The organism is Limnospira indica PCC 8005 (assembly GCF_000973065.1).
GTDB lineage: Bacteria > Cyanobacteriota > Cyanobacteriia > Cyanobacteriales > Microcoleaceae > Limnospira > Limnospira fusiformis.
Map to the genome: position 1 here is coordinate 5,352,547 of NZ_FO818640.1, position 12,033 is coordinate 5,364,579.

The following is a 12,033-nucleotide window of genomic DNA, read 5'->3' on the forward strand; positions in this document are numbered from 1 at the left end:
TTTTAATAGTTGATGATAACTGTCGCACCCCAGTCTATTTGTAAACGAGATTTGGCGCTATCTCCGTTAGCCGCAATTTCTATCCAACCGTGGGAACCAATGAGGGTTAAAAGATGACCTGGTTGCACTTCTCCATAGGTTGTATGGCTGCTAATTTTAGGACTTGGGGTGCATTCAGGAAAGCTAACATTCCAGGATTTATCTGCTACCATATCTCCCGGAATATTAGTAATTAAATTCCCAAAGTGATCGATATATTGAATACTGCCTTTAATGCTGGTTTCTGTGATTTCCAAGTTCGGCATTGACAGGGACATGAGGGTATCAGAATTGATCACAGTACCTAAATCCCGAATTGGCACACCAGAGGCGAGGTAAGCAGCCACAGGACTCAAGATATCTCGACCATGAAAAGTAGTGCTGGGTTGGGAATTTCTCCAGTATTGATGATTAGTTAATTCTACTGCTGTAATTACACCATACTGCTTAATTAAACCCCCGAATAAGCCGTTATCAGGTCCGACAACATATCCGTTAGGAAGTTGTAGTGCGATCGCCTTTCGTTCAGTTCCCACCCCCGGATCGACTACCGCCATGTGAACAGTACCTTGGGGAAAGTAGGGGTAAGCATTCATCAAACAAAACCTCGCCGCCATAAGATTTTGAGGCGGAATTTCATGGGTTAAGTCAATGACAGTTAGGTGGGGGTTAATTTGGGATAATACCCCTTTCATTACTCCCACATAAACATCACTTAAACCAAAGTCTGTTAATAGTGTAATTATACCAGATACAGACATATTTAGCACTCCTAGTCTCGGAATATTTAGGGTTTCTTGGGCTTGATACTTATGGTAGTATTTAGGACTATTCTTAGGTGGCGGCTTGTCTGGATTTTTATTAGGCAGTTCAGTTTAAACCCGTTGACCAATAAGGAGAAAAATAATCTGTGGGTGGAGATGGTTTATTCTCCAGTGTCATTTTCACAGATTTAGCGATCGCTTTGGCTAACAAAGGTGGTACAGCATTACCAATTTGATTAAACTGAGAATTTTCTGAACCCACCAACTCAAACCAATCGGGAAAACTTTGTAATCTCGCAGCTTCCCTAACTGTTAAACGTCTCCGGCGGCCATCTGGTAATAACAATCGCAACATATCACTGGTTGCGCCTGATAGGTTTCTACAGGTCAGAGTTCGGCAAGGAATATCAAGGTAAATATCCCTAGGTTTAACACATTTAGATTTTGCTTCATATCTGCCAATATATTCTAGCATACTAGGCGTGAGAAATTTTGCCCCTATAGGAATGGTAGAAGCCGTATCATAAATAGCATCTCCAGCCGTATAAGGCATAGCTAAGGTTTCAGCTTCTGGCCAATGCCATGCTGTTTGATAAGCCACAACAAACAGGCGTTCTCGTTTTTGTGGAACACCATAATTAACAGCATTGATAAGTTTGATGTCAACCCGATAATTCAGTCTCTCAAGTTCGGCAACTATTTTCTCTAAATACTGACGATTTTTATAAAGCATTCCTCGCACATTTTCAAAGATTGCTATTGCTGGCTGATATCGTTCGATCGCATCTAGAAAAATCGGAAAGCCATCCCTAGAGTCTCTAGGACCTTTTTGTAATCCACCTACACTAAACGGTTGACAGGGAGGACCTCCTATAATCACATCAGGATGATTGCATAAATCTTGACCAATTTCTAAAGTTTGACAATAACATATATCCTGAAGATTACGAGTATACGTGGCGGCAGCATCCGCTAACATCTCATAACCGATTGTTTCAAAGCCTGCGGCTTTAAATCCTAGAGAAAAACCACCACAACCCGCAAATAAATCAAGAACAACTAACTGAGATTGTATATCTTCATTCAGTTTTAATTCTTGGTTTAAATATTCCCAATAACTCAGTCTGTTTGACATGGTATTTTTCGATTATTTACTGCCTATTCAAAACTTGTTTAAAGCCAACTCAACCTAAGCTGACTTGAAATACTCATCGATATGTTGAATAATGCGTGAGGCGGCGTGACCGTCTCCAAAGGGGTTAATAGCGGTTGCCATTTTTTGGTAAGCCTCTGGGTCCCCCAGGAGTTCGCTAGTGGCTCTGAGGATATCTTGAGGGTCAGTTCCTATTAGTTTAGCCGTTCCAGCCGCGATCGCTTCTGGACGTTCCGTAGTTTTTCGTAACACTAACACAGGCTTCCCTAAACTCGGTGCTTCTTCCTGGAGTCCACCCGAGTCCGTCAACACTAAATAAGCATCAGCGATCGCTGCTACCAGTTGACTATAATCTAGGGGTTCCGTGAGAATTACCCGGGGATGTCCTCCTAGCATTGTCTGTAGGGGTTCCCTCACCGTCGGGTTACGGTGTAGGGGTAGCAGTATCATTGTGTCAGCATACTGATCAAGAGTTTTTAAAAATCCTTCCGCAATTCCCTCTAGGGGTTCTCCCCAATTTTCTCGACGGTGAACTGTCGCTAAAATTAGTCGATGTTTTTCTAAGTTGAGATTGGGAATATCTAATTTTGGTTGGGTTTTCGCCACAGATAATAAAGCATCAATCACTGTATTTCCTGTTTGATAAATTTCCCCGACTACCCCAGATTTTCTCAGGTTTTCAACCGCTTTCTCCGTAGGTGCAAAGTGTAATTTAGTTAGTTGAGAAATTAGACGGCGGTTCGCTTCTTCAGGATAGGGATTAAATAGGTCATCAGTTCGGAGTCCTGCCTCGACATGGCCAATAGGAATTTTTTGATAAAAGGCCGCTAAAGCCGCAGCAAAGGCTGTTGTAGTATCCCCCTGGACTAAAACCATATCAGGTTTGATTTGCTCAAAAATATTTCCTAACCCTTGTAAGCTACGATAGGTAATGTCCGTCAGGGTTTGCTGGTGCTGCATGATTTCCAGATTGCGATCGGCCTTGATCTCGAAAAGCTGCATCACTTGCTGGACCATCTCCCGATGTTGACCTGTTAAAATCACTCGGGTTTCATAATTACAATTTTGTTGAAACTTTTGGACTAGTGGGGCCATCTTAATCGCTTCTGGTCTCGTGCCAAATACTATACCAATTCGATACTTTGATGTTGACATTTCTGATTAAATAGAGTTACAATAAAAGTATAAACCAATACAAAAAAATATCAAGTCCCGTTATAAAATTCAAGTGACTAATATAGGCTATGCCCCTAACAATGCTTGATCCCCAATGCTTAAATCAACCCTTAGCCTCAATTCTTATCACTGGATTCTCCCCCCATAACCTAGAACTTTATCGGTGTATAACCGGGAGCTATGTTGATATACAAATTTTTTCGACAATGTTTAATCATCCGTGATATTTTAGCATAAAATTGTTGAGATTGTCGTACAGGCAAGCACAGAATTTGGATTAAATATCATAGTAAAATGTTCCGAATGACAATTTCATCTAATGGCTTATGATCAACGTCAAAATGAGTGATTTTAGTCGTTTCCATGAACAAGACAACTTAGACTCTGAACACCATTATCATTTTGATGGTAACTTGCACCGATTGGCAACAGCAATTGAACAAGAGAGAAAAAGATTTGCGGGGCTATCTGAACCTACGCCTGTGCTAATCTGGGCTTGTAATGCGGAAGGATCGTATACATTTTTTAATGAAGACTGGTTAGAGTTTACTGGACGTTCCTTAGAAATGGAACGGGGAGAGGGCTGGTTCCGGGGGGTACATCCTGAAGATCGCCAAAATTGTTTAATCACCTATTGGCAAGCATTCGGCGATCGCAAACCCTTCCAACAGGAATATCGGCTGCGAAGGTTTGATCATCAGTATCGTTGGATATTTAATACCGGAGTTCCCCAATGGACAGCTAACGGTAAGTTTCTAGGTTATACAGGTTCTGCCATTGATATCACCGAACGCCGCCGAGCATCAGAAGAACTCTTACATCTATGTTACCACCTGCAAGATATCCTAGATGACCGGACAACTCAACTGACCGCCACCAATGAGAAACTCCAGGAAGAAATTCAGGAACGCCTGAAAGCAGAAGCAGCCCTGGAGCGATCGCAACAGATGCTACAGCTAGTGATGGATAATATCCCAAAAGCGATTTTTTGGAAAGATCCCAACTCCGTTTATTTAGGTTGTAACCGTCGAGGAGCCTTAGAGGCTGGCGTGATTAGTTCCGAAGCCATTGTCGGGTTAACCGATGAAGATTTACCCGCCACCCGGGAGATGGCTGATTATTTACGAAAATGCGATCGCACTGTCATTGAAACCAATATCCCTCAATATCGACACATTGAAACCCGAACCCGCCCAGATGGTAAAATAGTCTACCTAGAAACCAATCGTATTCCCCTTCATGACAGCAACGGCAATATAGTTGCCATTTTAGTCACCTCTGAAGATATCACCGATCGCCAAAAAGCCGAAGAAACCCTATTAAGAATTCGCAAAGCCGTCGATAGTACCACCGATGCGATCGCCATTATGGACGCAACCGGAGTCCAAATTTATCAAAACCGAGCCTTTTGTGATTTATTTGAATACGAAACCGTCGAACAATTTAACCAACATGGAGGTCACAGAAGCCTCTATATTGATCCCACCGTCGGCGAAGCCGTCATGAGCCATATTTTAGGCGGGTATTCCTGGCAAGGAGAAGTCCACAAGCTAACCCGCAGCGGCAGAGTCATTCCGGTTCACATGAGAGCAGATGCCATCCGAGACCCACAGGGTCATTTAGTCGGGTTGATCTGCGTCAATACTAATATCAGTGAACGCCTTTCTACACAAGAAAAAATTTTCCAAACCGCTCAACAGTTAACCAGTGTCATCGAAACTGTGGGAGAAGGCATTACCCTGAGCAGTCAGACCGGAAAGTTTTGGATCTATAACTCCAAGATGGAGGAGATTACTGGCTATACCCTGGCGGAAGTAGAAAGTTCTCAGGATTTTTTGTCCCTTCTGTATCCTGACCCCCAAGCTCATCAAGATGCTCTCATGGGATTATATGAGATTTTAGAACGAGGAGGCGTGCGAGATGTGGAAACTACCATAGTCACTAAGTCAGGAGAACAGAAAACTCTTTTAGTGTCTACCTCCATTGTCGAAAATCAGAATGAGCGCCTGTTTTTGAGTGCTTATCGAGATATTAGTGAACGCAAACAGGCCTTAGAGTCTTTGCAAAAAGCCGAATATCAATATCGTAGTCTGTTTGAAAATGCGATCGAGGGTATTTTTCAGACCACCTGGGACGGTCACTATATTAATGTGAATCCAGCCTTAGCCAAAATCTATGGCTACGATTCACCCCAGGCTCTGATGACCCAACTGACCGACATTAGCCACCAGTTGTATGTTGATCCCGGTCGTCGCGCTGAGTTTATTAGCCAATTGCAGGAGTCCGATTCCATTACTAATTTTGAATCTCAGGTCTATCGTGCTGATCATCAGATTATTTGGATTTCTGAGAAAGCTAGGGCTGTCCGGGACGGCTTAGGACAACTACTCTATTATGAGGGTATGGTTGAGGATATTACTGAACGCAAGCAGGCTGAAGAAAATCTCCAACAGCAAGCCGAACGTCAACGGTTGATGCTTGTCATTACTCAACGCATTCGGCGATCGCTCAAATTGGATAAAATTTTACAGACTACTGTTAGTCAGGTTCGAGAGTTTCTCAATACTGACCGAGTCGTGATTTACCGATTTCACGATGATGGTAATGGCGTGATGGTATTCGAATCAGTCGCCCCGGGGTGGAAGTCTGTAGTCGGAACTATTGTTACTGAAGATTGCTGGACTCCCCACTATCTCGCTGGGTTCAGCCAGGGTCAAGTCCAAGCTATGGCCGATCTATCCACTCAAGACTTCAGCCAGTGCGATATTCGTTTGTTATCAGAGTTTCAAGTACAGGCTAATTTGGTCGTTCCCATTTTGACCCGAAGGCGCAGTGATACTTCTGCCGAGTTGGGGTTTGTCGCTTCTGAACCTTATAATCGCCTCTGGGGGTTGCTCATGGTCCAGCATTGTTCTGGTCCCCGTCAATGGGAGTCAACTGCAGTCGATTTTATTAAGCAGTTAGCCGTACAGTTGGGAATTGCCATTCAACAAGCTGAACTTTATCAACAGCTTGAACGCCTGGCTACTCTTGATGGCTTAACTCAGGTTCCTAATCGCCGACAGTTTGATACCTATTTGATCACCGAGTGGCGCAGGTGTATCCGCGAATTTACCCCCATATCCTTAATTTTGTGTGATGTTGACTTTTTTAAGCACTACAATGACACTTATGGACACCAAGAGGGCGATCGCTGTTTACAAGAGGTAGCCCAGGCTTTGACTCGCTCCATTAGACGACCTGGTGATTTGGTCGCTCGCTATGGCGGCGAGGAGTTTGCTATAATTCTTCCCAATACTGATGCTGAGGGTATGTGTAATGTGGCTGGCACAATTCGTGAGCAAATCCTACAATTACAGAGAATTCATGAAACCTCCCCTATTAGTGAATATATTAGTGTCAGTATGGGCGGCGTGAGTGTTTTGCCGAATAGCAATATGCAGCTTGAACATCTCATTTCTATGGCTGATACTGCTTTATATCAAGCTAAGGCTCAAGGACGCGATCGCTTTGTTATGCACACTATGTCCTAGACTTTTCTGTATGGCTTATCGATATATCTTGTTCTATAAACCCTATAATGTCCTCAGTCAGTTTACTGATCGTGATTCTCATACTCCGTCTCGACAAACTTTGAAGGATTACATCCCTATTCCTTCCGTCTACTCAGTCGGACGATTAGACCTTGATAGTGAAGGGTTACTTTTACTGACTGATGATCGCAAACTTAAATATCGACTTGGCCAGCCAGAATTTGCTCATCCTCGTACTTACTGGGTTCAGGTGGAAAGAATACCCACTACACAGGCCTTAGAACAACTGCGACGGGGAATCACCATTCAAAATTATCGCACCCGAACAGCGAGGGTTCAACTACTATTAACTGAACCACTTCTTCCCCCTCGTATCCCTCCCATTAGATTTCGCCAAAATGTCCCTACCGCTTGGCTCGAAATTACTTTAACTGAAGGACGCAACCGTCAGGTTCGACGCATGACCGCCGCCGTCGGCTTCCCTACTTTGCGACTGGTTCGTGTCGCGATCGCTCATTTGACTCTCAATTCACTTCAACCTGGCGACTGGCGAGATTTGCACCCCCACGAAATTCAGCCGTTTTTCAGTTGATTTATTTTTTCAAAAAAAAAAATAGCCCAGCCCGTCACCGCTCCAGGGGGTTGACAAGCCGAGCGAATGGGGATATGATAGAGTCATATCCTACATAATGGGAGGCATGAGTTAAATAAAAAAATTACGCATATCCCATTATATAATATAGTAGCAGAAGCGCCGCCCAAAAGCAAGGGTTTCCCCAAAAAAAGTGGCGCGGGGGGCCAAGATAATTTTTTTTATTTTTCGGGATAAAATTACCTGTAGGGGCGGGTTCCGCAGTCAGCCATAATTCCCACAAGTCAGCTTGATAAACCCGCCCCTGCGGGTTCCGCAGTCAGCCATAATTCCCACAAGTCAGCTTGATAAACCCGCCCCTGCGGGTTCCGCAGTCAGCCATAATTCCCACAAGTCAGCTTGATAAACCCGCCCCTGCGGGTTCCGCAGTCAGCCATAATTCCCACAAGTCAGCTTGATAAACCCGCCCCTGCGGGTTCCGCAGTCAGCCATAATTCCCACAAGTCAGCTTGATAAACCCGCCCCTGCGGGTTCCGCAGTCAGCCATAATTCCCACAAGTCAGCTTGATAAACCCGCCCCTGCGGGTTCCGCAGTCAGCCATAATTCCCACAAGTCAGCTTGATAAACCCGCCCCTGCGGGTTCCGCAGTCAGCCATAATTCCCACAAGTCAGCTTGATAAACCCGCCCCTGCGGGTTCCGCAGTCAGCCATAATTCCCACAAGTCAGCTTGATAAACCCGCCCCTGCGGGTTCCGCAGTCAGCCATAATTCCCACAAGTCAGCTTGATAAACCCGCCCCTGCGGGTTCCGCAGTCAGCCATAATTCCCACAAGTCAGCTTGATAAACCCGCCCCCAGGGTGCTAGATCCGCCATCGGGAAAAACCAGCCAACTATATACACCCGCCCCAGGGTGCGTAGGGGCGGGTTCCGCAGTCAGCCATAATTCCCACAAGTCAGCTTGATAAACCCGCCCCCAGGGTGCTAGATCCGCCACGGGAAAAACCAGCCAACTACCTACACCCGCCCCCACGCCATAAAACACACCGGGATATTACACCCGCCCCTACCCCATCAATTCCCAACATAACTCCCGAAAGCGATCGCCACTGATTAAACTGATTAATGTTTATTTTTTCAAAAAAAAAAAATAGCCCAGCCCGTCACCGCTCCAGGGGGTTGACAAGCCGAGCGAATGGGGATATGATAGAGTCATATCATAGATAATGGGAGGCATAACTTAAATAAAAAAATCACGAATATCCCATTATTCAATATAGTAGCAGAAGCGCCGCCCAAAAGCAAGGGTTTCCCAAAAAAAAGTGGCGCGGGGGCGCCCAGATAATTTTTTTTTATTTTTCGGGATAAAATTAGTTGTAGGGGCGGGTTCCGCAGTCAGCCATAATTCCCACAAGTCAGCTTGATAAACCCGCCCCCAGGGTGCGCGATCGGCCACGGGAAAAACCAGCCAACTATATACACCCGCCCCTAGCGATAAAACACACCGGGAACTATATACACCCGCCCCTAGGGTTCTGCATTGTAGTGTTACCTGGGTTCAAATTGAATTTGGGCTGTTAGACATCCTTGGGAAACAACAACTAAAATTTGGATGGTATCCAGACCGAAGCCTGCCATTTTGGTGGAATACGCCACCCGGAGCAGAATGGCGAGGTTATTGCTCTATCCTTAAATTTGACGACTAACTAACATAGACTAACCCCCAACCAAGAAGCGATCGCTCAAGAGGTAAGCGATCGACCCTTAAACTCAAAAACCGCCCCGGTGCATTTCTTTTGTAAAGTGCAACTACTTGCAGTTATTTTGGTTCGCTAGGTAGCTATCAGCGAACTCAGTTAAAACCCTCCGCAGTTCTCGCTTAGGTATAACCGCAAGTTTGTCTTTTAAATCCTGGGCTACTCTAATGCCAAACAGTATATTCGCGGGTTGAGATCCTTCCTGTTTCAGCTTACTTGGATTCTTGTCTGTGAAAAAGTTGGGATTGCCAACTCGATCATAAACGCCTCTTCTGCCTCTTTTCATTTTTTTACCCTCTGTAAAGTTTTGTAAACAATTGCACGTTTTCGGTACTATTGTGTATAATCTTATCAGAGGGATAAGGAAAGAGCCGTTGCAGCGGCTCTGACCCATCAAATCTCTCAAAACGGTTAAGAACCAATTAACTCATCAGTTGAGGATTCTATATGCATACTACCACACAGAGCAAATCTTTGGCAAGTATCTTGTACAGCAAAGCCGCCGTCGCGCGGATTTGTGGTTGCTCTCACCAAATTATTGCCAGGGTTGAAATTTGGTGGAAAGTAATTTTTGTTGTTTTCAAAAAGGGTCACGGGTTGAGACCCAAGTTTGTCAGTAAAAAATCTTTTCATCAAAACTTCCAAACCTTCAGGAAACGCAACACCGGGAAGCTAGAAATATACCCCCACAATCAACCCTATAAATTTGCTGTTGTTAATCCCCAAGGAGACACCTATGAAGTGTCCATCGAAGAAGAGGAAATAACTTGCACTTGCCAGGATTTTGATTTCCAGAGTAAAAACCGTGATGTACTTACCCTAGAAACCGGAACGCGCTGGATTCCCAAGTGTAAGCATATTCACAAAGTATTAGAACTTGGCGATAGGGAGGAGCTTAGAGATTTGATCAACTCTGAAGGGGGTGTTGAGTTTGACGCAGACGACAACTGGTTAATCAGTGATGATTGGGTCAGTGATTATGAATACTCCCAAGTGCCACCCAACTGGTAATTTTCGGTAACTTCCAGGAATCGGTGATTAATCCCTCCCTTCACCCAACCTCGCCAACACAACGACTAAGGAATCCATCATGACCACCACTATCTATAAAAAACTGTTAACTGTCCGAGCCTCAATCTCCGATCTAAACAGAAGCGGGTACAACAAATTTAAGCAGTTTCATTGCTCGACTAATGTTTATTTTTTCAAAAAAAAAAATAGCCCAGCCCGTCACCGCTCCAGGGGGTTGACAAGCCGAGCGAATGGGGATATGATAGAGTCATATCATAGATAATGGGAGGCATAACTTAAATAAAAAAATCACAAATATACCATTATATAATATAGTAGCAGAAGCGCAGCCCAAAAGCAAGGGTTTCCCAAAAAAAAGTGGCGCGGGGGCGCCCAGATAATTTTTTTTTATTTTTCGGGATAAAATTAGTTGTAGGGGCGGGTTCCGCAGTCAGCCATAATTCCCACAAGTCAGCTTGATAAACCCGCCCCTGCGGGTTCCGCAGTCAGCCATAATTCCCACAAGTCAGCTTGATAAACCCGCCCCTGCGGGTTCCGCAGTCAGCCATAATTCCCACAAGTCAGCTTGATAAACCCGCCCCTGCGGGTTCCGCAGTCAGCCATAATTCCCACAAGTCAGCTTGATAAACCCGCCCCTGCGGGTTCCGCAGTCAGCCATAATTCCCACAAGTCAGCTTGATAAACCCGCCCCTGCGGGTTCCGCAGTCAGCCATAATTCCCACAAGTCAGCTTGATAAACCCGCCCCTGCGGGTTCCGCAGTCAGCCATAATTCCCACAAGTCAGCTTGATAAACCCGCCCCTGCGGGTTCCGCAGTCAGCCATAATTCCCACAAGTCAGCTTGATAAACCCGCCCCTGCGGGTTCCGCAGTCAGCCATAATTCCCACAAGTCAGCTTGATAAACCCGCCCCTGCGGGTTCCGCAGTCAGCCATAATTCCCACAAGTCAGCTTGATAAACCCGCCCCTGCGGGTTCCGCAGTCAGCCATAATTCCCACAAGTCAGCTTGATAAACCCGCCCCCAGGGTGCGCGATCGGCCATAATTCCCACAAGTCAGCTTGATAAACCCGCCCCCAGGGTGCGCGATCGGCCATAATTCCCACAAGTCAGCTTGATAAACCCGCCCCCAGGGTGCGCGATCGGCCATAATTCCCACAAGTCAGCTTGATAAACCCGCCCCTGCGGGTTCCGCAGTCAGCCATAATTCCCACAAGTCAGCTTGATAAACCCGCCCCTGCGGGTTCCGCAGTCAGCCATAATTCCCACAAGTCAGCTTGATAAACCCGCCCCCAGGGTGCGCGATCGGCCACGGGAAAAACCAGCCAACTATATACACCCGCCCCAGGGTGCTGTAGGGGCGGGTTCCGCAGTCAGCCATAATTCCCACAAGTCAGCTTGATAAACCCGCCCCTGCGGGTTCCGCAGTCAGCCATAATTCCCACAAGTCAGCTTGATAAACCCGCCCCTGCGGGTTCCGCAGTCAGCCATAATTCCCACAAGTCAGCTTGATAAACCCGCCCCTGCGGGTTCCGCAGTCAGCCATAATTCCCACAAGTCAGCTTGATAAACCCGCCCCTGCGGGTTCCGCAGTCAGCCATAATTCCCACAAGTCAGCTTGATAAACCCGCCCCCAGGGTGCGCGATCGGCCATAATTCCCACAAGTCAGCTTGATAAACCCGCCCCCAGGGTGCGCGATCGGCCATAATTCCCACAAGTCAGCTTGATAAACCCGCCCCCAGGGTGCGCGATCGGCCATAATTCCCACAAGTCAGCTTGATAAACCCGCCCCCAGGGTGCGCGATCGGCCATAATTCCCACAAGTCAGCTTGATAAACCCGCCCCTGCGGGTTCCGCAGTCAGCCATAATTCCCACAAGTCAGCTTGATAAACCCGCCCCTGCGGGTTCCGCAGTCAGCCATAATTCCCACAAGTCAGCTTGATAAACCCGCCCCCAGGGTGCGCGATCGGCCACGCACCCCACAAGCCA

The 12,033-nt window shown here is 46.2% G+C and carries 10 protein-coding genes; 3 read left to right on the forward strand and 7 right to left on the reverse strand.

Annotation, left to right across the window (positions count from 1 at the left end; genetic code table 11):
- Window positions 1-2: 2 nt before the first annotated feature.
- From XZ46_RS23585 to wecB, 3 genes are all read right to left on the reverse strand, one after another.
- On the reverse strand, window positions 3-800 hold the full coding sequence (locus tag XZ46_RS23585; protein ID WP_008055013.1) for an SAM hydrolase/SAM-dependent halogenase family protein: 798 nt from the start codon (window positions 798-800) through the stop codon (window positions 3-5).
- A 109-nt stretch (window positions 801-909) separates the two neighbouring features.
- Window positions 910-1,938 carry a DNA cytosine methyltransferase gene (locus XZ46_RS23590; protein WP_006623495.1) on the reverse strand — a complete coding sequence of 343 codons (1,029 nt, stop codon included), beginning with the start codon at window positions 1,936-1,938 and terminating at the stop codon, window positions 910-912.
- Window positions 1,939-1,992: 54 nt separating this feature from the next.
- Window positions 1,993-3,111 (reverse strand): non-hydrolyzing UDP-N-acetylglucosamine 2-epimerase, encoded by a 1,119-nt coding sequence (gene wecB, locus XZ46_RS23595; protein WP_008055011.1) that lies wholly within the window; start codon window positions 3,109-3,111, stop codon window positions 1,993-1,995.
- A gap of 362 nt (window positions 3,112-3,473) precedes the next feature.
- Between wecB and XZ46_RS23600 the strand changes: the two genes are divergently transcribed.
- Together XZ46_RS23600 and XZ46_RS23605 are read left to right on the forward strand one after the other, a co-directional pair.
- Window positions 3,474-6,665, forward strand: a complete 3,192-nt coding sequence (locus tag XZ46_RS23600) for a PAS domain S-box protein (protein ID WP_006623497.1) — start codon at window positions 3,474-3,476, stop codon at window positions 6,663-6,665.
- A gap of 10 nt (window positions 6,666-6,675) precedes the next feature.
- Window positions 6,676-7,257 (forward strand): pseudouridine synthase, encoded by a 582-nt coding sequence (locus XZ46_RS23605; protein ID WP_006669328.1) that lies wholly within the window; start codon window positions 6,676-6,678, stop codon window positions 7,255-7,257.
- 834 nt (window positions 7,258-8,091) lie between these two features.
- Here XZ46_RS23605 and XZ46_RS23610 read toward each other — a convergent pair.
- Together XZ46_RS23610 and XZ46_RS23615 are read right to left on the reverse strand one after the other, a co-directional pair.
- On the reverse strand, window positions 8,092-8,301 hold the full coding sequence (locus XZ46_RS23610; protein ID WP_006623499.1) for a hypothetical protein: 210 nt from the start codon (window positions 8,299-8,301) through the stop codon (window positions 8,092-8,094).
- A 222-nt stretch (window positions 8,302-8,523) separates the two neighbouring features.
- A complete protein-coding gene (locus XZ46_RS23615; protein ID WP_008055006.1) occupies window positions 8,524-8,712 on the reverse strand; it encodes a hypothetical protein in 189 nt (62 codons plus the stop codon).
- 748 nt (window positions 8,713-9,460) lie between these two features.
- On the opposite strand from XZ46_RS23615, the gene XZ46_RS23625 reads away from it, so the two are divergent.
- Window positions 9,461-10,024, forward strand: coding sequence for a hypothetical protein (locus XZ46_RS23625; RefSeq protein WP_006623502.1), 564 nt, complete (start codon window positions 9,461-9,463; stop codon window positions 10,022-10,024).
- A gap of 1,021 nt (window positions 10,025-11,045) precedes the next feature.
- Here the strand turns inward: XZ46_RS23625 and XZ46_RS35095 are convergent.
- Complete coding sequence (locus tag XZ46_RS35095; RefSeq protein ID WP_162198551.1) at window positions 11,046-11,192, reverse strand: hypothetical protein; 147 nt, start codon at window positions 11,190-11,192, stop codon at window positions 11,046-11,048.
- Window positions 11,193-11,708: 516 nt separating this feature from the next.
- Entirely contained in the window at window positions 11,709-11,855 is a 147-nt protein-coding gene (locus tag XZ46_RS35100) for a hypothetical protein (RefSeq protein WP_162198551.1), read from the reverse strand.
- Between the last annotated feature and the right edge of the window lie 178 nt (window positions 11,856-12,033).